This window comes from Vibrio sp. A1-1 (assembly GCF_021728175.1).
In the GTDB taxonomy this organism is placed as follows: domain Bacteria; phylum Pseudomonadota; class Gammaproteobacteria; order Enterobacterales; family Vibrionaceae; genus Vibrio; species Vibrio diabolicus.
Map to the genome: position 1 here is coordinate 1 of NZ_JAKKCL010000007.1, position 24568 is coordinate 24568.

26 protein-coding genes are annotated in these 24568 nt (G+C 44.2%); 11 read left to right on the plus strand and 15 right to left on the minus strand.

Annotated features, from left to right (window positions below; genetic code table 11):
• Nucleotides 1-345 precede the first annotated feature (345 nt).
• Nucleotides 346-594 (plus strand): hypothetical protein, encoded by a 249-nt coding sequence (locus tag L3V30_RS11730; RefSeq protein WP_046873682.1) that lies wholly within the window; start codon nt 346-348, stop codon nt 592-594.
• Nucleotides 595-733: 139 nt separating this feature from the next.
• Here L3V30_RS11730 and L3V30_RS11735 read toward each other — a convergent pair whose 3' ends face one another.
• Nucleotides 734-979: a hypothetical protein gene (locus tag L3V30_RS11735; RefSeq protein ID WP_237308978.1), complete on the minus strand. Its 246-nt coding sequence runs from the start codon at nt 977-979 to the stop codon at nt 734-736.
• A 40-nt stretch (nt 980-1019) separates the two neighbouring features.
• Nucleotides 1020-1235, minus strand: a complete 216-nt coding sequence (locus L3V30_RS11740) for a DUF3820 family protein (RefSeq protein ID WP_005375557.1) — start codon at nt 1233-1235, stop codon at nt 1020-1022.
• 143 nt (nt 1236-1378) lie between these two features.
• Here L3V30_RS11740 and L3V30_RS11745 point away from each other — a divergent pair, with 143 nt between their 5' ends.
• Complete coding sequence (locus L3V30_RS11745) at nt 1379-1687, plus strand: cysteine-rich CWC family protein (RefSeq protein WP_082244968.1); 309 nt, start codon at nt 1379-1381, stop codon at nt 1685-1687.
• 38 nt (nt 1688-1725) lie between these two features.
• Here L3V30_RS11745 and L3V30_RS11750 read toward each other — a convergent pair whose 3' ends face one another.
• Complete coding sequence (locus L3V30_RS11750) at nt 1726-2070, minus strand: HopJ type III effector protein (protein WP_046873686.1); 345 nt, start codon at nt 2068-2070, stop codon at nt 1726-1728.
• 199 nt (nt 2071-2269) lie between these two features.
• On the opposite strand from L3V30_RS11750, the gene L3V30_RS11755 reads away from it, so the two are divergent.
• Nucleotides 2270-4039 (plus strand): choice-of-anchor I family protein, encoded by a 1770-nt coding sequence (locus tag L3V30_RS11755; protein WP_237308979.1) that lies wholly within the window; start codon nt 2270-2272, stop codon nt 4037-4039.
• 71 nt (nt 4040-4110) lie between these two features.
• On the opposite strand, the gene L3V30_RS11760 is transcribed toward L3V30_RS11755, so the two are convergent.
• Both L3V30_RS11760 and phhA read right to left on the minus strand, forming a co-directional pair.
• The gene (locus tag L3V30_RS11760) at nt 4111-4449 is read right to left on the minus strand and encodes a 4a-hydroxytetrahydrobiopterin dehydratase (protein WP_005375563.1); all 339 of its coding nucleotides are present in this window, start codon (nt 4447-4449) and stop codon (nt 4111-4113) included.
• On the minus strand, nt 4439-5233 hold the full coding sequence (gene phhA / locus L3V30_RS11765) for a phenylalanine 4-monooxygenase (protein WP_053807799.1): 795 nt from the start codon (nt 5231-5233) through the stop codon (nt 4439-4441). The genes L3V30_RS11760 and phhA overlap by 11 nt, the downstream gene beginning before the upstream one ends.
• 222 nt (nt 5234-5455) lie before the next feature.
• Between phhA and L3V30_RS11770 the strand changes: the two genes are divergently transcribed.
• Nucleotides 5456-7429, plus strand: coding sequence for an acetoacetate--CoA ligase (locus L3V30_RS11770; RefSeq protein WP_237308980.1), 1974 nt, complete (start codon nt 5456-5458; stop codon nt 7427-7429).
• 155 nt (nt 7430-7584) lie between these two features.
• Here the strand turns inward: L3V30_RS11770 and L3V30_RS11775 are convergent, their stop codons facing one another.
• Nucleotides 7585-8160: a class I SAM-dependent methyltransferase gene (locus L3V30_RS11775; RefSeq protein WP_006742039.1), complete on the minus strand. Its 576-nt coding sequence runs from the start codon at nt 8158-8160 to the stop codon at nt 7585-7587.
• Nucleotides 8161-8331: 171 nt separating this feature from the next.
• Between L3V30_RS11775 and L3V30_RS11780 the strand changes: the two genes are divergently transcribed.
• Both L3V30_RS11780 and L3V30_RS11785 read left to right on the plus strand, forming a co-directional pair.
• A complete protein-coding gene (locus tag L3V30_RS11780; RefSeq protein WP_006742040.1) occupies nt 8332-9210 on the plus strand; it encodes a LysR family transcriptional regulator in 879 nt (292 codons plus the stop codon).
• 176 nt (nt 9211-9386) lie between these two features.
• Nucleotides 9387-10283 (plus strand): cation diffusion facilitator family transporter, encoded by an 897-nt coding sequence (locus L3V30_RS11785; RefSeq protein WP_046873689.1) that lies wholly within the window; start codon nt 9387-9389, stop codon nt 10281-10283.
• 112 nt (nt 10284-10395) lie between these two features.
• Here the strand turns inward: L3V30_RS11785 and L3V30_RS11790 are convergent, their stop codons facing one another.
• The 3 genes from L3V30_RS11790 to yddG all read right to left on the minus strand — a co-directional run bounded on the left by L3V30_RS11790 (nt 10396) and on the right by yddG (nt 12759).
• Nucleotides 10396-10725 (minus strand): hypothetical protein, encoded by a 330-nt coding sequence (locus tag L3V30_RS11790; RefSeq protein ID WP_237308981.1) that lies wholly within the window; start codon nt 10723-10725, stop codon nt 10396-10398.
• 24 nt (nt 10726-10749) lie between these two features.
• Nucleotides 10750-11079: a hypothetical protein gene (locus L3V30_RS11795; protein ID WP_080936685.1), complete on the minus strand. Its 330-nt coding sequence runs from the start codon at nt 11077-11079 to the stop codon at nt 10750-10752.
• Between the two features lie 777 nt (nt 11080-11856).
• Nucleotides 11857-12759, minus strand: a complete 903-nt coding sequence (gene yddG, locus L3V30_RS11800) for an aromatic amino acid DMT transporter YddG (RefSeq protein ID WP_237308982.1) — start codon at nt 12757-12759, stop codon at nt 11857-11859.
• A gap of 120 nt (nt 12760-12879) precedes the next feature.
• Here yddG and L3V30_RS11805 point away from each other — a divergent pair, with 120 nt between their 5' ends.
• The 5 genes from L3V30_RS11805 to L3V30_RS11825 all read left to right on the plus strand — a co-directional run bounded on the left by L3V30_RS11805 (nt 12880) and on the right by L3V30_RS11825 (nt 17152).
• A complete protein-coding gene (locus tag L3V30_RS11805; RefSeq protein WP_006742043.1) occupies nt 12880-13029 on the plus strand; it encodes a hypothetical protein in 150 nt (49 codons plus the stop codon).
• Between the two features lie 12 nt (nt 13030-13041).
• Nucleotides 13042-13692 (plus strand): isoprenoid biosynthesis glyoxalase ElbB, encoded by a 651-nt coding sequence (elbB, locus tag L3V30_RS11810; RefSeq protein WP_104972772.1) that lies wholly within the window; start codon nt 13042-13044, stop codon nt 13690-13692.
• 333 nt (nt 13693-14025) lie between these two features.
• A complete protein-coding gene (gene yiaY / locus L3V30_RS11815; protein WP_237308983.1) occupies nt 14026-15174 on the plus strand; it encodes an L-threonine dehydrogenase in 1149 nt (382 codons plus the stop codon).
• Nucleotides 15175-15312: 138 nt separating this feature from the next.
• A complete protein-coding gene (locus tag L3V30_RS11820; protein ID WP_237308984.1) occupies nt 15313-16389 on the plus strand; it encodes a PQQ-dependent sugar dehydrogenase in 1077 nt (358 codons plus the stop codon).
• Nucleotides 16390-16531: 142 nt separating this feature from the next.
• Nucleotides 16532-17152 carry an HAD-IA family hydrolase gene (locus L3V30_RS11825; protein WP_237308985.1) on the plus strand — a complete coding sequence of 207 codons (621 nt, stop codon included), beginning with the start codon at nt 16532-16534 and terminating at the stop codon, nt 17150-17152.
• Between the two features lie 99 nt (nt 17153-17251).
• Here the strand turns inward: L3V30_RS11825 and L3V30_RS11830 are convergent, their stop codons facing one another.
• The 6 genes from L3V30_RS11830 to L3V30_RS11855 form a co-directional block, all read right to left on the minus strand.
• Nucleotides 17252-17731, minus strand: a complete 480-nt coding sequence (locus L3V30_RS11830; protein ID WP_237308986.1) for a Dps family protein — start codon at nt 17729-17731, stop codon at nt 17252-17254.
• A gap of 300 nt (nt 17732-18031) precedes the next feature.
• Nucleotides 18032-20032 carry a methyl-accepting chemotaxis protein gene (locus L3V30_RS11835; protein WP_237308987.1) on the minus strand — a complete coding sequence of 667 codons (2001 nt, stop codon included), beginning with the start codon at nt 20030-20032 and terminating at the stop codon, nt 18032-18034.
• Between the two features lie 144 nt (nt 20033-20176).
• Nucleotides 20177-21385 carry a hypothetical protein gene (locus tag L3V30_RS11840; protein ID WP_237308988.1) on the minus strand — a complete coding sequence of 403 codons (1209 nt, stop codon included), beginning with the start codon at nt 21383-21385 and terminating at the stop codon, nt 20177-20179.
• Complete coding sequence (locus tag L3V30_RS11845; protein ID WP_237308989.1) at nt 21375-22091, minus strand: ABC transporter ATP-binding protein; 717 nt, start codon at nt 22089-22091, stop codon at nt 21375-21377. The genes L3V30_RS11840 and L3V30_RS11845 overlap by 11 nt, the downstream gene beginning before the upstream one ends.
• Nucleotides 22091-23326: an FtsX-like permease family protein gene (locus L3V30_RS11850; RefSeq protein WP_237308990.1), complete on the minus strand. Its 1236-nt coding sequence runs from the start codon at nt 23324-23326 to the stop codon at nt 22091-22093. Before L3V30_RS11850 ends, L3V30_RS11845 begins: the two co-directional genes overlap by 1 nt.
• Nucleotides 23316-24545, minus strand: coding sequence for an FtsX-like permease family protein (locus L3V30_RS11855; protein ID WP_237308991.1), 1230 nt, complete (start codon nt 24543-24545; stop codon nt 23316-23318). The genes L3V30_RS11850 and L3V30_RS11855 overlap by 11 nt, the downstream gene beginning before the upstream one ends.
• Nucleotides 24546-24568: the final 23 nt, after the last annotated feature.

Consider the following 24568-nt stretch of genomic DNA (forward strand, 5'->3'; position numbering starts at 1 on the left):
CTCACTGCTTTATAAGTTGCTGGGTGCCATCAGGTGCCTTTGTGAAGGCTTGAGCTTAGTGCGGTGAAAGTTGCACGCTGGGTTCTTAGAGGGACGACACTTGGTAACAGGTGTCGTCTACTCGACAAAAACGTTACAAACCATACAGACACGCCACTGATATAAGTGTTCTAGTCCTTTTCTATTAAATTATTAATAACTAAGTATATTGTAAAGAGAGTTGTGGTCAGTTAGCACGAGCAGTAGGCTTGTGCTAGCCAGGGCGCCTGACATTGGGAGAGCACTAAACATAAACCTTGGATTCTGCTACCGTAAAGCCCATATTTAATTTGAGAGAGATGGATAATGAACGACAGTTGGGCTAACTTCTTTCCGTACTTTGCTGGAGCTTTTAAGCTTATTGTACTAGGTATTGGAGCCTACTTAGCTATTAAATGGCATTTTGATGAAGAGCGAAGAGTAAGGGAGGCCGAAGGCGTGGTATTCGATAAACCAAGCTTCAAGAAAAAGTTCGCAATGATGCTAACCTTCCCATTCCTTCTAGGTCTTCTAGTCCTTCTCGTTATTTATGCAACTAACTGGTTTCTCTACTGACGGAATTTATTGATACGATCAATGTTTAAGCTCTCAACGGGTTTGGAGCAAAAAAGAGTCAGCCTAACGGTCTGGCTCTTTTGATGAAAACACATGGTATCGTGGAATAACTAGGGAAGCTGTGGCAGGTTACACTCACTTACTCCTTAGGCAGGTGAGCAGTTTCCTTCGCAAGCTTTTGCATCGCCTCGGCAAACGTTGTTGTCCCGCCTTTAGCTTTAACCTGTATTACCTTATACCCCATTTTTTCCAACGCTTGGCGCTCTGCCAAAACAGCTTTGTCATCTTGCTGGCTACCTTGAGCTGGCTGATGAATGTAACATCCCTCTAATTTACCATCTTCGACCAATTGGTGGTGTTTCAGTGCATCGATATCAAAATTCATAATAAGTCTTTTCATTAAAAGTGGGAGTTTCTGTGGCTAGTTACATACGCTTCAAAGGCTTCACGACACTATCTAAGCCTTCAATTTTGAGCGCTAAACACAGCTTGAGCAAATCCCCTAGTTCGCCGCTTGGCCAGCCCTTTTTATCGAACCACAGTAAGTATTCTTCAGGTAGGTCGATTAACACTCGCCCTGCATATTTCCCAAATGGCATTTGCATTCTAGCGAGTTTAATGAGGTTTTCTTTTTCTAACATAAGTGACAAAGATTTTAGGTAACTCGTCCAAGAATATCACTGCCGTCCTCTCCTCACCAGCAAATCGCACTCACGTTTATTTTGGCGGCTTTGACTCGCTTTGTGCTAGAGTACGCGGCATAAAAAATGAGAACGAGAAAGCAATGAAGTCACCTTGTCGAGCAGCATGTAAAAATAACGCCGGAATATGCTCTGGTTGTCACCGAACGATGGATGAAATCATCCAATGGAAAGACAAAACCGATCTCCAACGAGATACGATTATCGAACAAATCGCAGGGGAAGATTCAACGCACAATTGTCCTGAGTGCGGGACTCAAGCCCATTGTGATATCGCCGCAGGCAAAGAAACCTGTTGGTGCTTTACTATTGAAACCCGTGATTTACCCAAGCCAAGCGCCAACCAGCTGTGTTTGTGCCGAAAATGTCTAGAAAAAAAGCCAGTCGCATAATACGACTGGCTTACTGTTCTGCGTTTTCTGACTGGTGTTTATTTAGCGGTTAAAGCGGGTGCTTCAAACTTAATACCATCCCACCCTGTTACCATAAAATTACGAATATTCTGGTGATCGCTATTCTCTGGATGCTGCAATACATCTTCACGATAAAAACGGCCAAAGCAGGCTAGCGTCGCTTCTTTGTCTAGGTTATTTAGCAAGCCGAAAGCGAAGATCTTACACGAACCGTTGTTCTCACCCGCGTTGTTTTGCGTCTCACCATTAACAAAAGCGGTTGGCTCAAACGTATAGTTTTCTTCGATCACCGCCATCGTTGCTTCAAATTCGACCTGCTCTGGTGAAGCTGCCAACAAATCTAAAAACGATTTTAATTCCATTATTCCTCTATCCCTACTTCATCATTTTGATGACACATTAGTTTCATAAAAAGCCAATATAAGAGTCATCAATCATACATATATTCAGAGCCTTACCAAATCACACGTCATTCAGCGTTCCATCATTCCAATTGCGGAAATGGACAGAAGCATAAACCCCATGCTGATTGACAACGTATCGGATTGATAAGGAGATATCATGATCACCCCTTTAAAGGCAATCGGTGCACTCGCATTGTCATCACTTGCCATCGCGTGTTCATCACAACCCGAAGATACCGTGGCTTCATTCGCTACACAATGCAAACCTACCACTGCGCCCGTTGCTGGGGAAACTTCAATTCAAGGGTTAACGTTTATCGGGACATCCGTTGCTGATGCCCCATTCGACACATCGGCAGCTGAAATCGTCAGTTATGACGCCTGTACGGATAAGCTCTATGTGATCAATGCTGAAGCAAAACGTGTCGATGTACTTTCTATGGATGACAACGGCGTACCAACGCAAACCGCATTCATTGATCTCAACAGCGCTGGCGAAGCAGCTGGCGTTGAAATTGGCGCTGCAAACAGTGTCGCTGTATTCAATGGTTTGGTCGCGGTTGCGATTGAAAACAGTAATAAACAAGCGAATGGTATTGTTGGTTTGTACCGCTCCGACGATTTGTCATTAGTCACGACGTTCCCAACAGGCGCATTGCCAGACATGGTGGGCTTCTCGAAAGATGGCCGATACATCGCAACCGCTAATGAGGGCGAACCAAACAGCGATTACAGCGTCGATCCTGAAGGTAGCGTCACTTTGATCGATCTGAACCTTGGCGTTACTCAAGCAGAAGTGACACAAATTGGCTTTAATGAGTTTGATGGTTCACGAAAAGCAGAGCTCCCAATGAATGTGCGTATTTCGGGGCCAAACGCCACTATCGCTCAAGATCTAGAGCCTGAATACCTCACTTTTGCAGATAACGGTAAAATCTATGTCGCGCTACAAGAAAATAACGCCATGGCAATCGTCAATCCAGTGAGCAAATCGGTAGAAAAAATTGTTGGCTTAGGTGAGAAGTCTTGGTCGGACGCTAAACTCGATGCATCTAACAAAGACAAAATTATTGGAAACTTGAAAAGCTACCCACAACTGGTTGGCTTATTTATGCCTGACACCATCGACAGCTACTCAGTGAATGGGAGTACTTACATCGTATCCGCAAATGAAGGCGACGGGCGTGAGTACGGATTCAAAACCACTCAAGAACTGTGCGACAAAGCTGGCTTTATGTGGGATGAAGACGATTACCTTGGTACAGATGAATACACATCTGAGCAAGGGAGCTGTTTAAGCCATATTGATGAAGTGCGCGGTAAGAAGCTGAAAGTAGCAGCAGAACACCCATTGGCAGAGGCACTAAAAGACAACAAACAACTCGCGCGTTTAAAAGTGATTAAGCCGGCACAAACGCTTTCTGCACAAGATAAGGTTCAAGCATTTGGCGCACGTTCATTCTCGATTTGGGATGAAAACGGCAAGTTGGTGTTCGATAGTGGTGACGATTTCGCGACCATCGCGCTGCTGAATGAAGGTAAAAACTTCAACAGTACCAACGATAACAATCACAGTGGCGATGACCGAAGTGATGATAAAGGCATTGAGCCAGAGGCGATTGAAGTAGCACAAATTAACGGTCGCCATTACGTGTTCATCGGCTTAGAGCGCCAAGGCGGTATTATGATTTATGACATTACCGATCCGAAACAAGTGCAGTTCCTACATTACGTAAACCGTCGTGATTACAATCAGCCAGTGTGTACACAAGTGGAAGATGGAGAATGCACCAACGACACATACAATCCAAAAGCAGGCGATTTAGGCCCAGAATCCATTAATTACTTTATCCGTAATGGTAGTCATTTTATCGCCGTTGGTAATGAGGTATCGGGCACGACTTCCGTCTTCCGAATCAATCTATAAAGCAATGTAAAAGTCATACAGAAACACAACGCCCGGCATAAAGCCGGGCGTTTTTTGTGTGAGGTAATGTCCTACTCTGCCGATGCTAGTGCGTCACACTTTGATGCGCAGATAAAATCGTTTTTATGCAGACCTTTGATCGAGTGACTCCACCACGTTACGGTGACCTTACCCCACTCCAACAAAATAGAAGGATGGTGGAACTCATCTTCTGCCAGTTCCGCGATTTTGTTACTGAAAGCCCATGCTTGTTTGAAGTTCTTAAATTTATACACCTTTTCTAGTTGAGGTATGTCTTCTCTTTCAATGATCTGCCAATCAGACAATTGCAGCAACAGAGATTGTTGTTCTTCTTTGCTTAGTGCAATAGCATCGATACTACAAGCTTCGCATTTTTGTTCATTCAACATGAGCAGGTTCCTTTGGTTCAAAAAGTGGAGGAAGCAGTCCAGCTTCAATCGCTAGATCAGCTTGTTTCAATAAATTTAACTGACTGATTTTAAAGAGCTGAGAAAAGTCATCAATCACGTAGTACTTCGGTTGCATGATGTCGATACGATAAGGCGTTCTCAACACAGTTTGTAATTCAAATGGGTCGCGAATTGCTACATCACTCTCTAATGCGTAGAGGGTTTCGCCAGGAGATGAGAGAATACCACCACCGTAAATTTTGGTTTTGTCCCCTTCTTTCACCAAGCCAAACTCTACGGTAAACCAGTAGAGACGAGCGAGATAGGCTCTTTGTTTTGGTGTAGCGGCTTGCCCTAGTTGACCATAATGTTCGGTAAATGCAGCAAAATCTGGGTTGGTTAACATCGCACAATGACCAAATATTTCATGGAAGAAATCCGGCTCCTGTAAGTAATCGAACTCATCTCTTGTACGCAAGAATGTGGCGACTGGAAAGCGCTTATTACCGAGTAGATTAAAAAATCGGTCGAAATCAATAAGCGCGGGAACGGGCTCCACTTGCCAACCTGTTGTCTCCATCAAGACACGATTAATTTCTGGCAATTGAGGAACGCGGTCTTGAGGTAAATCAAGCAGCGTTAAACCGTGTAAGTAAGCCTTACAAGCTCTGTTTTGGATCACACCCATTTGTCGTGTTACCAAATCTCGCCAAATGGCGTCTTCTTCACGGCTCCATTCAACCCTGCCTTCCTGGTTTACGGGTTTAGAACGATACTGAGTCATGGCACATCTCCATTAACAAATCCTTTACATTAAGCCTATCTGCAGTCTTAAGAGCTTCCAATCCCCACACGATTTTCTCAGTATCAACCCGATGTAACATATTGTTTACAACACGTCGTAACTGCATGATTTTTATGACACGATATAATATCTAGCTTGTTTGACTTTATCGTGTATTCCTCTCAAACTAAAATCTGTTACCACTTTGTTATAGAGGGACCTATGCGCGAGAGCAGCAAAGTATGGCAACCGAGCGAAAGTCGTATCGAAGAAGCCAACATCACACAGTTTATTGAACACATTAATCGACAAGGAAATACCATTGAAAACTTCGCCGATCTGCATCAATGGTCGCTCGATCATGTGGAAAAATTTTGGCAAGAAGTCTGGTTATTCTGCGACGTCATTGGTACTCAAGGAGAGACCGTAAAGGAGCAAGCAGAAAGTCGCTGGCAGCAACCCGTCGAAAATAGAGACATAAAATGGTTCCCAAGCGCACAAATTAACTACGCCGAAAACTTGCTAACCTACGCGTGTCACCAACCCGATGATCTCGCGATTTGGTTTGAAAATGAACGTGAAGAAAAGCAAACCTACACATGGAAACAACTGTGTGAAGAAGTTTCGAGTGTCCAGCAATGGTTGAAAGAATGTGGAATCAAGCAAGGTGATGTCGTCGCTGGCTATTTGCCTCACTTACCTCAAACGGTGATAGCCATGTTAGCAACCACCAGTTTAGGGGCAACCTGGACTTCTACCTCACCTGATTTTGGCGTTGAAAGCGTTTTAGAGCGCTTTGGTCAAGTGAAACCTAAAATCCTGTTTACTTGTGATGGCTATACATTCAATGGCAAAACTTTCGATATGTCTGAGAAAAACCAGCATATTGCGGATCATCTTGATGGTCTTAAACAGGTTTGCCAAATTAGCTACCTTAAACCACACATTTTTGAATGCGACGTCTGCACTCAAGATTGGCAAAACGTCCTGAATCAATACACACCCGAAGCGCTAACTTTTACTCGTGTTAATTTTAACGATCCGCTATTTGTGCTCTATTCTTCAGGCACGACAGGCAAACCGAAATGCATCGTTCATTCCGTCGGTGGAACAGTGCTTAACCATTTAAAAGAGCACCAACTGCATTGCGACATTCAACCTAACGACAGAGTGTTTTATTACACGACCTGCGGTTGGATGATGTGGAACTGGCACGTTTCTTCACTCGCGAGCGGCGCATGTTTAGTAATTTTTGATGGTAGCCCTGTTTATCCCGCTCATAACGTGCTTTGGGACCTCGCTGAACAAGCCGAAGTGACGCTGTTTGGAACTTCGGCGAAATACCTAGAGGCATTGGAAAAAGTTTCTTTTTCTCCGCCGAAAAATGATGCATTTCCAAGTCTGAAAACCATTTGTTCAACGGGCTCGGTTCTGTATCCAGAACAGTTTGATTATGTCTATCAGCACATTAAAGAAGATGTACACCTCGCCTCTATTTCAGGCGGGACAGACATTTGTGGCTGCTTTGTGTTAGGCAACCCTATTTCTCCCGTTTATCGAGGAGAGTGCCAATCAGCAGGGTTAGGGGTCGATGTCAGAGTCTTTAACCCGCAAGGTAATAGCGTAATCGGAGAGCGCGGTGAGTTGGTTTGTGCCAATTCATTGCCCAACTTTCCTGCTGGCTTTTGGAACGACACCGGGGAAAGATATCATCGTGCTTATTGGGATAAGTTCGACAATATTTGGCACCACGGCGACGATGTTGAACAGACCAGCGTTGGTGGATACGTGTTTTATGGTCGAAGTGATACCACGTTGAATCCCGGTGGCGTAAGAATCGGCACGGCCGAAATCTATCAGCAAGTGAACAGTATAGACGGTATTCTAGATTCCATCGCAGTAGGAAAAGAAGTCGATCGCAACGAACAAATATGGCTGTTTGTCCAATTAATGAAAGGGATAGAGCTCAACGACGAGATGATCGCCTCCATCAAAGCACAGCTAAAGTCTGCATGTTCTCCAAGGCATGTACCTAGTGCGATTTACGCAATAAGCGATATTCCTAAGACCCGTTCGGGAAAACTGGTTGAGTTAGCCGTTAAGCAAGTCGTTAACAACCGGAGCGTAGAAAATTTAGGTGCAATAGCCAATCCTGAAGTGTTGGAGGAGATACGCAGGATAGTCGCCCCAAAATAACTTCAGAACACTTGGTTGTTAGGGAACCACTTTGCTTACACACGCAGCGACAGGTTGAAGAACAAGTGAGATTAACTTGGGTACATACCCTCAACCGATAAGAAAAAAGCGAGCTAGGTAGCTCGCTTTTATCATGTGGTGTTCTTTATTCAGTCTTAACGGCGACCAAGCCCCATTAATACCGACATCGTTTTACCGTCAGATGTAATGTCAAAAACGTGTTGTGATTCCACTTCAGTAAAACCTGCATCTTTCAAAGCACGTTTAGACTTCGCAAGGGTAAAACCGTCTTGTTCAGATTCTGCAATCCAATCAAAATGAACAAAGTAACCGCCGTGGTTAAGTAAAGAATGCGAGATTTTTAATGACGCGTCTAAGTCTTCCACAAACGCTAAAACTGACGATGCAACTACTAGGTCAAACTGTCCACGAAACGCTGGATGCTGAGCGACCAAGCCGCGAGACAATGCATCTACGACAGGTTCTACATTGGCAAGCTCTTTTTTATCGAGTTCTTCAATCATGGCTTCCGATGCGTCTAATGCTACGATGTCTTTAACCATCGGTGACAATCGTTGACTTAACTGCCCTGTTCCGCATCCAAAATCTAGTACTTTAATGCCATCAAGCTGAGTTAGCTGTTGTAACTGCTCAAACACCGACTGCGCAAATTGCTCTGTTGCTGGATTTGATTCCCAGTTTTTTGCTAAGCCGTCCCAATCTTGTGCCATCGTGGCCTCCATGTTCACTTTTTGTAACCCACATAGATTACCGCAAAACCGTTAAAAGACCATAGACTTATCTGGCGGATTCGCGTTTTTTTCGATAATCTTTCACGGCTTTGGGAGCACATCTGCATAATACCCAAATTATTTGAATTCATTTATTGGTTGTGTCAAATCATGAACTTAACTCAAGTAGAAGCCTTCTGCACCATCGCTGAGTGTGGTTCTGTTTCTGAAGCAGCAAGGCAACTCGATTGTAATCGCACCAAACTCAGTATGTCGATTAAGGCTTTAGAGAAAGATCTCAACGTTGAGTTGTTTACCCGAACTGGCAACCAGCTTACCCTCTCTGAAGCTGGGAAAGCCATTTACAAAGATTGCGAACACCTACTTATCATCGCACAGCGGATAAGAAAAACCTGTGCTCAAATCTCGGAAGGTTTTAACGCGGAAGTTTGGGTAGCACGTGACGACTCCTTACCTGATGATCTCTGGCAAGAGCTTTCTCATACATTGAATAACCGCTTCCCTTCCACTACCTTCAACTTAATCCTGGCATCCAGTGGCGACTTGGCCAACTTAGTCAGTACCCACCAAGTGGATTTTGCCTTTGGTGTTGATTATGAGCGCGTCGACGATCCTCGTATCGTGTATAACCCGCTAGGCAAGATACGTATGATGTCAGTATGCAGTGCAGAACATCGCCTAAGTAAGATGCGCCGAGTCTCAGACGAAGATCTACGCAGTCAGATGCAAGCGTTGATGGTGTACCTAAATGAGAAAGATAACCCTGAACTGCAGCCTTTCTCGACTCGATACATTGGCTTTTCGAGTTTTGACTACATGCTCAACACCATCTTAGAAGAAGACGCTTGGGGTGTACTGCCAGAACCATTAATCCGCCATTACCTTCGCCAGCAAAAGCTCGCCGTTATCAAGCATACATACGGATTGACACAAGAAGACTACTGTATGTTTTCACCTAACGGTCAAACTGAGCACCCAGCAATGACATGGTTAGCGGATAAATTGAGCGAGTATTTATTTGACTTCTAAACATTTTATCAGTGAGCGCCAATTTTATTGGCACCAAGATCATACAGCAAGTCATTGTTTTATAAGAGTATAAATAAAAACGCAACTTTTTAGATTAGAACCTGCTCACTTAGTGGTTGCCTAAATTACCTTATGCGAGAAGAATAGTAAGGTATTAAAATTTAAAGGCATCTTTTATGTGTGACAGGACAAGCAAAAACGAAAACCGTATTCTAACCATTTCAGCCCTTTTAGCATCTGGGTTCGCTGCTGGTGGTATGGTACTTGGCTTGCTTGTAGGATCAATTGTCATCGTTTTTGACGGTGTTTACTCTTTGGTCAGCTTACTGTTAACTTTATTGTCACTGGCCGCTTCCTACTATATTAACAAGCCCTCAAAATCTGTATTCCCATTTGGAAAAGCGGTCTTAGAGCCAATAGTTATTGCAATAAAAGCGGCTGTTATTTTAGTGGTTGTAAGCTTTTCTCTTTACTCTGCAATTTCAGCATTGATGTCCGGAGGCCGTGAAGTCGATGCTTCTATTGCCACTCTATTCGGCATCGTAAACGTCATCGGTTGTGGTTACGCTTGGTGGTTTATGGCTAAACGCAGCCGTCGCTTCTCATCAGGCTTGATTGAAGCAGAGAAAAAACAGTGGCAGATGGATACGCTATTAAGTGTGGCAGTGACGGTAGGATTTGTTGCAGCTTGGGCTGTATCACTAACGCCATTCGCTGAATATGCGGTTTATGCCGATCCTATGATGATGGTGCTAATGGGCTTCTACTTTCTGAAAGTTCCTTTTGATATGTTGGTTGGTGCACTACGTGAGCTACTAATGATGACACCAAGCAAAGAGCTATGTCAGGTCGTTGGCAATGATGTACTAGAGATAGAAAAAACATCTGACCACCAGCTAAAGTTAGCAGGTATCACTAAAGTGGGCCAAGAACTTCGCATTAACATCGATTTGCACGTCGATGACGACACCATTGCATTGGATAAGTTGGAACAAACTCGTACTCAGTTAACAAAACGTCTGTCGAAGCACAGATTTAAACTGCAACTCCATTTAAACGTCGCAAACTGTTAGAACACGAAAGAAAAAACCAAGTATGTTTCTATCTCAAAAGCACCTAAATTGAATGTTCAGTCTTTACTAAAATGAAAAAACCGCCGATTACGACGGTTTTTTTATATCTGGATTAAACTATACCTTTGAAGTCTACTCGGCCAATTACGCGATTTACGTATTGGAAAATTTGGATTGGAGCCGAAGCTTGTTCTAGGTGGATTGGAATGTTGGCAGCTCGATAACTTACATCATTCTTAAAACCATACTTTTCAACTAACTCGTTATCGATAAGCCGATGAATGAGAGCCGTTGCAGAGTGAATATTTAACCCTGTTTTCTTGGAAATATCATCTGCATTGAGCCCAAAGTGCTTACCCTCGTATATCCGGCCACGAACCAATTCGTGATATAGAGCGATCGTCGTGTTCTTCAAAGTCTTTGTGTCTAATAAGCCAAGCATGTATAACCTTATCTAGTATTCGGATTAAGTTAGACCTTTGAAGTCTACTCGGGCAATTGCTCGTTTTACGTATTGTAAAATGCTGTTTGGAGAAGATGTTTCATCTAAATAAATCGGGACATTAACAGCTCGATAGCAAACCACATCCAAAAAATCATATTCTTCGACCAATCCGCTTGCGACAAGCCGATGAATGAGGCTGCGCGATGAGAACAAGTTGAGTCCTGTCTTTTCTGATATATCATCTGCGCTGAGTCCGTAATGCGTTCCCTCATGTATGCGTCCACGTACCAATTCTTGATATAGATTCGTCGCTATATTCTTTAAAGCTTTTCTTTTGAAGAAGCCAAACATATCCACCTCTTGCGTTGTTGCATCAAAACTTTAAGGACTGCGATTGTCCACACAATTGCATATCCAATCCTTGCAGTTCGTCACTATTTGCAATTGGTCGCAATAGAAAATAATGATCCTCGGGAATAGCAATTTTAGTTGCGTTTTAAGGGGAGTAAGTCGGTATTATTTTTTGATAATCTGGATTCAATGAGGTGAAAAAATCTTGAACTGAATCACTGTTTTAAAAGCCGAAATTGTGAAAAATCCCGCTCCGTCAGTTGGCCGTTGTAGGAATGCCACCCATCCGAAACAACGCTAACAATAATAAAAACTGACTCCCGCTTCTCGTAGGCAATACTGGCTGTATGAAATATTTTCAAAAAGTTTCACGGCATGAGCAAAAAGATAGCGGGAGTTAGCACCCCACCAGCAAAACCCACTGATTTCATTAAAGTAGTAGAGCTAATCGAAAAGTTAGATCCAATTAAGTATGGGTTTGATAACCGTGGTAATAGTTAGCAGTGTTAAACCACCAGAGCGGTGGATTTTTTGTGCCTAATTTTTTGCTAACCTAACATCATAAATCAGTTACACCTCAGAACGGCCGGAGCGTTTTCAGTTGCAGATGCGACTTCCCCTAAGACAGCTATCTCACCTTGGTAACTGATGCTTACTTTAGGAAAATGGCTGGATGCCCGTCTGATAACAACATGAAGGTTCAATCAGTCCAGCCGGGAGGCATCTATCAAAGCCTTCAAGAGCAGTAAGAGCATTAATCACTCAGATAATTTTGGTTTAACCTGCAGCTTCACGCTTCTCCTTGGTGACTACCCAACAAAGCAAAGAGCCCACCGTAACCATCACAACCCCCTGCCAAAAGCTCGGGCTCAACGTCACACCAAGGATAAGCGACGAAAACAGCGCAGAGAAAATCGGCGTGAAGTAAGACAAAGTCGCCAAAAAGACCATGTTTCCGCCAACAATCGCGATGTTCCACAAACCATAACCACCAGCCATCAGTGCCGCAGAAGCCAAAAGGTAGCCCATTGCTTCCCATGAAAAAGTCATCTCTGGCTCATCGGCAAACGCATATTTCACCCATAACGAAACAGCAGTAGCAATGAAAAACAACGTAATCGCGTTATGTTTGGATTGCTGCCTCTGGGTTAAATTACAATAAAAAGCCCATATAACTGCTCCTGCGAAAGCCATAAAGTAAACCAAAGGGTTACTACTGACATTGAACATAATCTGAGTAACGGATAAGCCATTTTCACCACTCACCGTCCACGCGACTCCGATAAACGCCAGCGCAACCGCTGGATAAAGCAGCCAGTTTGTTTTTTTGTTACTGCCTAAAACCGCAAACAAAACGGTGAGTGCTGGCCAAAGGTAATTGACAATCGACACCTCAATAGCCTGCGCACGCGAGTTGGAATATCCCAGAGATAAAGCGAGAAATATTTCATAACAAACGAACATCGCGCCACCAAGCACGAGATATTTTGGAGAAAAGTACGATAACTTCGGAATGCCAACTACGATAAGAAGGAAAATAGAACTGAGAGAGTACAACATGGCTGCCCCGCCCACGGGACCTAGGCTCTCGGTTACCAACCTGGCAATGCCAAGTAAGCAACTCCAAGAGAGGATCGCAATACAACCATAAAGTGTGAAACGAAATTGCACTGATTTCATGTGACCTACCACTCACGAATGCCAAAGGAAACATCAGCTTAACTCAAAAATGATCAGGTTCAACGTACTGTTTTATAAAAATCAGTATAAAAATCACTCCATTACGCAGTTGGAGTCGATATGAAACATTTTCTGCCCTCGAGTGTTATGCTTACACCTTTTGTTGTGCGCTACTATGATGAAGAAGACGACGATAGCGAAATCGCCGAAACTGATTCGAGCACTCAACATCTAAAAGAAACAGAGCAACAAACGGAAACCTCAGACTAAAGGAATTCTCAAATGAAAAAAGTCGCAGTTATCTTCAGTGGTTCAGGTGTTTACGATGGCACAGAACTACATGAAGCCGTATTAGCACTCCATGCCATTGAAAAAGAAGGTGCATCATGGCATTGCTTTGCTCCTAACATCGATCAATTACACGTGATTAATCATCTAACTGGCGAAGAGATGGACGAAACACGAAATGTGTTGGTGGAATCTGCACGCCTTGCACGTGGCAATATTGATGATGTTGCAAGATTGAATCCAGATGAGTTTGATGCCCTACTCTTACCTGGCGGTTTTGGTGCCGCTAAAAATCTCACTGACTTCGCAGTATCAGGGGCTGAGTGCTCGATTAATACACACGTAGCTCAAGCATGTCGCGCATTCGCTCATGCCAAAAAGCCAGCAGGTTATCTGTGTATTTCTCCTGTCATTATTCCGATGATTTATGAGCATGGCGTGAAAGGCACCGTAGGCAACGATGAAGCGATCTCGATAGCATTTAATCAAATGGGCGGTGAACACATCACTTGCTCTGTCGAGGATATCGTTTTTGATGAAACACACCTCGTTCTATCAACCCCAGCTTATATGTTGGCAGAGAATATCTCTCAAGCGGCATCAGGTATCGAAAAGTTAGTATCAAAGCTGATTGAAATTGCCTAATTATTGATAGATAACTTATACACCTACCTCCCATCCCCATTGATAGTTAAGTTATTAATGGGGATTTTTTATACTTTAGTCTAATTTAGAGGTATATCCGTATTAGATATCAATTTTTGCCAATCGATTGCGTCACTGGTTTCATATTTGTTCTACTTTATATCTGTGTTGCACCTATACGCTGTGCAACAAGATCACTGTCACAGTTTTTCTCTTGCAAATACCTCTAAATAGGTAAACTTGCTTCAGATCAACTTCAATCTGGAAACGAGTGTGCGACAGTAAATGGCAAATTAAGAAAGATTATTAAAAATAACGACGGAGCTATCCAATATGACAAGTGCATTTTTTATCCCTACGGTAAACCTAATGGGCGCTGGTTGTTTAAAAGACGCAGCAGACAGCATCCAATCTCAAGGCTTTAAAAAAGGTTTGATCGTTACGGATAAGATCCTTAACCAAATCGGTGTAGTCAAACAAGTTCAAGACCTTCTCACTGAACGCGACGTAGCAACCGTTGTGTACGATGGCACTCAACCAAACCCTACTATCACCAACGTTAATGATGGCTTAGCTTTACTAAAAGAAAACGAATGTGACTTCGTTATCTCACTCGGAGGCGGCTCACCGCACGATTGTGCAAAAGGTATCGCTTTAGTGGCGTCAAACGGCGGCAAGATCGGCGATTACGAAGGCGTTGACCAATCCGCAAAACCAATGCTGCCTCTCGTATCAATCAACACAACGGCTGGTACTGCTTCTGAAATGACGCGTTTCTGCATCATCACAGATGAAGAGCGCCACATTAAGATGGCGATTGTGGACAAACACACAACACCATTGATGTCAGTGAATGATCCTGAATTGATGCTTGCTAAACCTGCGTCTCTTACTGCCGCAACAGGTATGGATGCGCTAACACATGCGATTGAAGCTTACGTATCTATCGCTGCGACACCAATCACTGACGCGGTAGCAATCAAAGCAATTGAACTGATTCAAGCTCACCTTCGCACAGCAGTGAAAAACGGTGAAAACCTTGAAGCTCGAGAGCAAATGGCATACGCACAGTTCATGGCAGGTATGGCATTCAACAACGCATCTCTTGGTTACGTTCACGCAATGGCGCACCAACTAGGCGGCTTCTACGACCTACCACACGGTGTATGTAACGCAATTCTTCTACCTCACGTACAACGTTACAATGCGCAAGTATGTCCAGAGCGTTTACGTGACGTTGCTAAAGCAATGGGTATTGATATTGAAGGTATGTCAGCAGAGCAAGGTGCTGCGGCGGCCATTGATGCTATCGTTGAGCTTGCTAAAGATGTCGGCATCCCATCAGGCATTAAAGAGCTTGGTGCGAAGCTAGAAGATATCCCAACCTTAGCGGACAACGCGCTAAAAGACGCTTGTGGTTTCACTAACCCGAAACAAGCAACACACGAAGAGATCTCTAAGATCTTCGAAGAAGCGATGTAGGCTCGCTAAGTAAACAATTCTCTAGTCTTAATTCAATCCCCGATCTCGTATTGGGGATTTTTTATATTCGCATACCCTGCCAAACGTCCTCTTTTAGTGTTAGCTTTTAAGTATCTTGGATTCATATTGGAAGGAACCATGAGAACTATCACTGCGACCCTACTCGCTTGCCTAGCTTTTTCTATCGATGCTGCGGACTATCGTGCCAATGAGGTTGCCAATGGGTTTCAAATCCCATGGGGAATTGAATTTCTCGATAAGCAACAAATGATCGTGAATGAAAAAAACGGCACCGTTTCATTACTTAATATTGCGTCGGGAAAACAGCAAACCCTCTTCAAAGTACCGAATGTGAACACCAGTGGGCAAGCTGGTTTATTAGATGTAGCTCTAGTGCCGAATACCGCTCCACAAAATCCACAACTTTTCTTTACTTACAGCAAACGTACCGATAAAGGAAATACTGTGGCCTTAGCGACCGCACAATTGAAAAACAATCAACTTGTGGATTGGAAAGACGTCTTTGTCGCCGACGCCATCACGGACACCAGTCGTCATTACGGCAGCCGTATTGCGTTTGTCGATGACAAGGTTTACTTCTCAATTGGGGACCGTGGCGCACGTGATAATGGGCAAGACACTCAAACCCATGCAGGCACTATTCTTCGCCTCAACCTTGATGGCTCGGTACCACAAGATAATCCATTCAAGACTTCTGAGGCTCGCCCTGAAATATGGAGTTACGGGCACCGTAACCCACAAGGCATGTTTTACGACGAAGCAACGAAACAGCTGTGGTCGATTGAGCATGGCCCTCGTGGTGGTGATGAAATCAACCTGATTAGGAAAGGTGCAAACTACGGCTGGGCAAAAGTCTCTCAGGGTAAAGAGTATTGGGGACCGTTAGACGTTGGAGAAGCGAAAAGCTTACCGAATATGGAAGACCCAAAGTTGGTTTATATTCCGTCTATCGCGCCAAGCAATATGGTGGTGTATCGTGGTGATAAGTACCCAGAGTTGGATGGAAAAATCCTCGCCGGTGCCTTGAAGCTGGCGCACATCAACGTGGTTTCTATTGAGAATGGCAAGCTCACCGAATCAAAAAGATTGATGGAGAATCTTGGCGAGCGAGTCAGAGATATCACCATCAGTCCGGATGGCTATGTCTATTTTTCAACAGATACAGGCAAAATTTTCCGTCTTGAAGAGAAGTAATCAAACACCAACATTATTGAGACTATTTAATTTGTGACGTATCAGTGATTTATTTTCGTACAAGTAACACGTTTGAATCTAAAATTAACAATAACCTTTTGTTTTTAGAAAGATAGCTTGGTTTAAGTCGTACGAGGTCATCATGGTTCCTTTTCCATTAAAACTTGAAAGAGTCAAAGCCGTTATTTTCGACTTAGACAATACGCTCGTCAGCTCCGATATGAACTTCAAAGATCTTCGTCAGCAACTAGGCTGTCCACAAAACGAAGATTTATTGGATTTTGTTGATAAGCTTGACCATCCACATCAGAGAGAGCATGCCCATAATGTTATCTTTGATCATGAAATTTCTGATGCTGAGCAGTCATCTCCGATGCTGAGTTGCCACGAGCTTTTGGCATACTTACATCAGCATAAAGTTAAAACCGCGATAGTAACGCGCAACTGTTTGATCGCTACGCAGCGTAAGTTAGAACATAACCGAATCAATGTTGAACATGTCCTCACTCGTGAATGCTACCCAGCAAAACCTGATCCTTTATCACTCCAAGTCCTCGCCAAAGAGTGGCGATTAATGCCAGATGAAGTACTTTATGTCGGCGATTTCCTTTATGACCTACAAGCCGCATACAACGCCCAAATGCCATCCTGCTTGGTTCACCACAATACGACTGCACAATTCCACGACTCCGCCTCTCTTGCTGTAACAGAACTGACCGATTTACTCGAACATTTTCAGTCTTTTAAGCACATTCACGACTAACTAGGTACTTTCATAAACAAAAGGAGCACTCGCGTGCTCCTTTGACTTATTCCCGATTTATTTATGCGTCCCCAAGTGAGTGCTTGGGTGATGCGTCGCTTAGCCTTGTAGGTAAGCGTTAAGCATCCACATTAATTTTTCTTGCTCACGGATGTAGTCACCCATCAATGCCGCGGTACCTTCATCGCCTGCTTCACCCGCGTTTTGTAGAATCTCACGCTGTTTTAGAAGTAGAACGCTAAAGCTTTGGACCAGACCTTGTACACACTCCTCACCAGAAGTCGCGTTTTGATGTTCTTTAATTTCACTTGCTTCCAAGTAGTTGCTGAATGCGTGCGCTGGTGTATGACCCAAGGTTAGAATCCGCTCTGCAAGCTCATCGATTTTTGTTTGTAGATCCGTGTAGATCTCTTCAAATTTTACGTGCAGTTCGAAGAATTGCGCACCTTTGATGTTCCAGTGGTAACCGCGAGAGTTCATGTACAACACTTGGTAATGCGCTAGCAGTTGATTTAGCTGTTGAGCTAGTTGTGCTGATTGTTCGCTGTCTAGACCAATTAGGCTTACTTGTTTGTTCATAATCTTGCTCCTAGAAGGATGATACCAATCGTAGTAACGAACGATTCTCTTACCGGGATTGGTATAAAGTTTAAAAATTCTTTTGCAGTATTTGCTGCCGATGGAGTCATATTACGACTCCGGCTCGGTGAAGAAAATTTGGTTTTAGCTATGATTTAAATAGCTAAATCCAATGAGCAAGTAGACAAATATCGGCGTATCATCCAACAAAAAGCCCCAACCCTTTTTGTGTGAAAAAGATTGGGGCTTTTTTACTATTTGGTTAACAATCAAAAGTTGATGAAAAGATGCAAACCTTATCTACGCCATCTTGAAGGTCGCCATCTGTTGATTCAGCTCGGTAACTTGCTCTTTTACTTGCAATGATGTCTCTGATGCACGTTGGCTGTTATTCGAAACTTCGTCCACTGATTGTGTAATATCAGACATCAATCCAGTGATCGAATTGGTCGCATGCGATTGCTGCTCTGCCGCTGCCGCAAGTTCTGCCATTTGCTCATTCAAAGAACCGATTTGCTCAGTAGTAGCGAGCAAACGAGTTACCGCTTTTTCAATGTGCTCTGCGCCCTGCTCTGCAAGTGATTGGCTGTGTTCAATTTCCTCAACCACTGAATTAGTCGAACGTTGAATGGCATTGATGATGCCGTTGATTTCTGTCGTCGACTGAGTAGTGCGAGTCGCCAACATACGCACTTCGTCCGCCACAACCGCAAAGCCTCGCCCTTGATCACCCGCACGCGCTGCTTCTATTGCCGCATTCAATGCCAGTAAGTTGGTTTGCTCTGCCAAGCCTTCAATCACTTCAGTCACTCGACCAATGGCTTCGCTCTCTTTGCTTAACTGCGTCACTTGTGTACTCGCGGTTTCAATGCTGCCATGCAAGCTTTCCATGGTAACTTTGTTTTGCTCTAAAGCATCACGACCTTGTTCAATCTCGCCTTTTGAATCAGAAAGCTTCTGCACCGATTGATTGGCTTGATCTAAGGTGTTACGCGCGGCTAAAGCGATTTCATCCAATTGGCTTCCCATTTCAACAATGCTGGTCTGTTGCTGTTCCACATTCGATGAGGTGACTTGCGCCGATTCCAACAAAGCCCCCATACTGGTATCCACTTGGTGCGCTTTCTCACTCACCCCTGCCACAATGCTCGCTAACGATTGGTTCATGCGGTTAATCGAATCGGTAAGGTCTGCCAATTCATCTTTCCCAACAACAGTGAGCGGAGGTTGAGAAACGTCCCCTGAAGCGATCGTCTTTGCTCGTTCCGATAAGTTTTTCAATCGGCGACCAATGGTGTTGCCCATGTATTTTGAAATCGCTACTGCGGCAAACAAGACCAATGCCGCTGCAATCAACATAGTGGTGAGTACGTTCTTGATCGACTGATTGATACCCTGTCCGCTTTGATCAGCACGACTTTGTTGAGCCAATACGATCGTTTCTAAACTTTGGTCTAGGGCATCCGCTGCTGGCAACAGTTCGTTCGCCATCAGCAAGTTTGATTCGTTCCACTCTGGCGACTGACGCAATGCAATCACCTGCTCTGCTAAAGGAAAGTACAGTTGCTGCATTTCTTTAAACAGTGACCACAGTGATTGGTCGTTATCAGTAAGTCTGTCGAGTTTGCTGTCGATTTCCGCCACAGACTGATTGTGGTACTTAATCAAGTCATGGTATTTGTCTAGGTGATCTTGCTGCCCGTACAACAGGAAATCTCGCAAGGCGGACAGAGCATTGGCGAGCGAGGTATAGCTGTCGGCGTAAACTTTAAACAGACGTTTTCTGTCTCCACCAAATGGGTTTCCTGACTCTTCATTGATTAAGCTTTGAAGCTGATCAAGTGCCACTTCTGCAATGGGTGCCGCTTCGTTAATAAAGAGGTTATGCGCGGGTAAGTTCTCATCACTGTGACTGAGCTCAATCAACTTGTTTAGAGAGACTTTTACCGCGTCCCACTGGCTTTGAATCGCTTGAAAATCCTGTTCAGAGATCAAAGCCTGCAAAGTCGGAAGCGACTCGTCAGTAGACATCATGATATTACGCACGTCCTCACTCAAACGTGCGCTCGCCTCTTCATCGCCACCTAACAACATGTAGGCTCGAATAGAAGACAACGACGCTTGAACGGACTGTTGGATACCGCGACTGGTGTCTACGGTCGGTAAATCGGATTTAAGTAGCGAAGAGGCGTATTGCTCTACGGTGGTGACGTTGCGATACGTGAATACCGCTGATGCCATAAAAAGTACGGCTAGCAGCACAAAACTGAGCTGCAACTTCCCTGATATCGTAAGGTTCATCCATAAACTCCTGACAACGATGAGCCTTAAATATAACGATGTTTACAAAAATGTTAAATGCTTGTATCAAAAACAACTTCAGAACAAGGCATTATTTGTGATTGATTGCATTATTTAGGGATAGCAGCTAAATGAAAGGCGTCTCTAGTAACTATACCGGATATTAGCAAACACCAAAGTTGCAGGTGTTTCTCCAAATAAGCTGCCGTCCGTACCGTTAAAATGTTGAACTACAGTTAGCAGTTGCCAATTATTACTGAGCGAATAGCTGCTGGATAATCCAGCAAAGTAAGAGCCATCATCATAGTAACTAGCCGATAAGGTGACACGGTTGAGCGCCGTTAAGTCGAAGCTAGCATCGGCATAAACAGTATGCTCCGTGAAGCTCAAGGTTTTCGCAGAGAGAGGGAGGTTTAGGTAAGTTAATGCGCTGCTCGCTGGCTTTGGTTCAGAAATAAACAACCAAGCACCTCTCACCATCCAGTTACGCACACCACCAAAACTGTAGTCTGATTCCAAACTAGCGACTGTCGTATCCTCAGTAGGCTGACCTTGATGCTTTGTATCAATAGGATCAAACCAGCTTAACTCGCCTCGAAACCCGGCTTGATAGATATCAGTCGCGAACCCTGCTCCAAGAACATAGTCTTGCCGAGATCGACCCGCAATGATTTGATAGTCCCAACCAGAAACGTTGGAGAAATATCGTAGTGACGTGCTGTTTTCTTTAGACTGCTTTGACGGAGAGAAAACGAGATCTAACCCATCGGCAAACCCAAGTTTTTTACTCACCATGACAGCGTCGGTGCCCGCCCGCTCTTCGTAATCAAAGTCGTAAATAGAATAGGCGTTGTAGATGTCGTTTGGGTTCCAAATGGTGTTCATTGACCAATTGACCCGGAACCGCCCTAACCTTGCACTCCAATCTTGGTTACTCCAAGAGACGTAGAGTCGATCCAGTTGGGTATTGAGGATTACATTATCTTCTCGCCAGTTTTTGCTTAGATCAAAATACCCATTATCAAGCGCCACGAGTTCCGCATATTGAGGAATCTCAAGCGCATCCCCCCACAATGCTCTATTCCTGATACCAAGATTTATTCGCCATTCAGGAGAAAAGCGATATTCAACGTTAATCCGGTTATGGAGTAGATGGTCAAGGGTATTACTCTGCTCGTCAGGCATACTATAGGTCGCCATGTATTTCACATAGCCATTGATATCCCATGCTTTTTCAGGCTCCAAACCCGGTATGCTGGCATTAGTTTTAATGCAAATTACCGCAGGACTTAACGCAAAAAAAAGCCGCAATAACTTGGATAGTAAGCTTACGCCCTCTACTCTACCACGCATGGCTCTTCTCTATGGTGTTATCAATGTTGGCAAAATCTCGTGCCAAACGCCCGTCCTCAAATACTATGATTCGATGTGCGCGCTTAATAACTCTAGGATCATGGGTAGAAAAGATAAATGTCGTGCCTTCTTTTTCACTGAGTTGTTCCATGATATCAAGCAGCTCGGCTGTATTTTTTGCATCTAAGTTGGCGGTAGGCTCATCTGCCATTACAAACCTTGGTTTTGGTGCCAATGCTCTTGCAACCGCAACTCTCTGTTGTTGGCCTCCAGACATTTTACTCGGACGTTTATGCATCTGCTGTGATAATCCAACCTGTTGCAGTAGCGCGCTGGCGCGTTCACGACATTCCCTTTCTGTTTTCCCTTGCAATTGCATAACAAACTCGACGTTTTCAAGAGCTGTCAGTACGGGGAGCAGGCTATAATCTTGGAAGATAAAGCCAATGTTATCGCGCCGATAAGCGATCAACTCTTTTTCTGACATATCAGAGATTAAGCATCCATCAATTTCCACGCGTCCTGATGTAGGCGAATCGATCCCGCCCAACATGTTTAGTAGCGTCGTTTTCCCTGAACCAGAAGGTCCCATAATAGCGACAAACTCACCTTGCTTGATCTCCAAATCTACGTTCTGAACCGCATGTACCGGGAAGTCACTCTTTGGGTTGTACGTCTTGGATAAGCCTTCCAATTTAATCGTCATTACGTTTTCTCCGCCATGGCATCCGTAGGTCGATGTTTGAGAATTTGCCTTGCTGGATACAGAGCCGCAAATAAGCTCGCGACAAAAATAGCCACAATAATCAATTGATATTCATAAAACGACACTCTTGGATAAAGCAAGGTATCGACGCCATAAGCACCTAATCCATCAGCAAGTGCGCCAAGCGATAAGCCAGTAATACTCAGTATTTTCAGCATGACTGCGCTTCCTAATAACCCTAACGCGCAACCACTCAAACCAAGGAATAGCGTTTCCAAAATAATCAGTGTGCGAATTTTATGCTGCTGCATGCCAACCGCCATTAACACACCAAACTCTCTCGTTCTTTCAAAAACTGACATCAGCATGATGTTGATGATTCCGAGAGTCATGGCAAGTACGAAAACGACCAACATAATTTGGTTAGAGATATCCATTGAGCTCATCATTGTTGCGAGTAAAGGCTGTATGTCTTGCCATTTTCTCACGACCAATTGTTCACGGTTGGCTTGTGGCAATATTGATAACGTAAATGCCTCTGCACTTTCTAGCTGTTTAGTCTCGTTGGAGTTCAACAAAACGCCAATTTCATGCGCACCCGACAAGCCTGCGATTGTTTCGAGATCGACTTTACGGACGTAGACATTACCGTCATCAAACGTGGTGGATGGCGTTTTAAAAATACCTCGAACGCGAAAAGCTGCGCCAGATACATCACCCTTGATGTCAGATAATGTTAAAACCACTTTCGATCCAACACGCAGCTTCAACCGATTTGCGGTTTTTTGCGAAATAAGAATGGGGTTTCTTCCCACTTCGTTTAACCATTCTCCGTCTATCACATGGCTTTTAAGCGGTGTGATACTTTGCTCTTGTTCAATATTGATGCCATTGATCCGAACGCCTCTCGTACTACGCGCAGAAGCAATCATGCCATCAGCAAGAAATCGCGCCGATACCGCTTTAACATCTTGATGTGCAGCCAAAGCGGCCGTTATCGTTTGATAATTCGTTATTGTGTCACTAAGGTCAGGATTATTAAGGTAGGATTTCTGATGCACTTGTAGATGACTGGTTTGCCACGCAATCGCGTTTTTGATCATGCTGTCGACCAAACCGTTCATGAATCCAATCATGGCAACAACGCCCATTAAGCCGAACACCATCGCTCCCAGCATAATGGAAGTTCTGAGCTTATTCCGCCATAAATTACGCCACGCCAATTTAATCAACATGCGCGCCTCCTTTTAGCCCACTAGCAATGGGCAAGCGAAGAAGTCTAGCCATCGGATACATCAGACATAACGATAAAATAACGAGAACGACAAGAATTTGATCCATTAACAAATAAGGGTCTAGCGAAACAGGTACGATTGGTTCAAAGCCACTCTCCAGCATCACTTGTGCAGCATCGCCAGTAATCTCAATCGGATTGATATAGAAATACGCAAGCACAGGCGCGCTGATCAAGACACCGAGCACAAGACCAATAACGGAGATAAACATCGATTCAATGGCGACGAGCCCCATAAGCTTGCTGCGCAACATACCCGTCGCGAGCATCACCGCAAATTCACGCTGGCGCTCTAACGTCATCATCAAAATCGTGGCAAACAGGCCAAAACCAACAATGCCGTACAAGATATAGATCAAAAAGATCCCACCCGCTTTGTCCAAGGCTATCTGTTGAGAAAGTTCTGGCGACAGCTCCTGCCAGCTTTTTACTGCGACGCCATTCCCGTAGTGGCGCTTTAGTTGTTTAACAATGTCAGGCAACACGCGTAAACTTTGAGTGTTAAGGACCCATGCGGTGACTTGGTTATCAAGCGAATACAACGCTTGTGCGGTATCAAGAGGCATGTAGACCAACTGAGAATCTAACTGCTGCAAAGGAAAGTGCAAAATACCGGACACCTGATACAGTCCAGCCGCCGTTTGACCACGATAACCCGAACCATACAACACCAGTTCATCACCAACGTTCAAATAAAGGTAGTTTGCCAAACCCTCACCAACAAGCACCGAGTTTTGTCCAGATGCAATAAAGCGCCCTTGTACGATTTTGTCACTAATGCTGGAGTAGCTATCTTCAGCGTCAGGCTCAACGCCGAGCACCATCACGCCTTTGGATCGTTCGTCTTTGGCGGCAAGCGCAAATGACTCAATTCTCGGCAGAACGATGTCGATATCAGGATTATTTTTGGCAGATGCAATGAACGCAGGCGTTTGTGGAAGGACATCATCAATGCTAGAGGAGTCCCCAAAATCGGGATGTTGTAGCTGAATTAATCCCGTATAGAACTTCGCAGCGTTTTTAATATTTGAGGAGTAACTTCCTTCTTGGAACGCTCGAGTCAGTAAGGAGAGAAACAGAACAAGAGCTAACGCAGAAGCGGTTAACAATGTCCGCCGTTTTTGCCGCCATAGATTTCGCCATGCGAGCTTGATGAGCATCCGATCTCACCTCTTATCTAAAC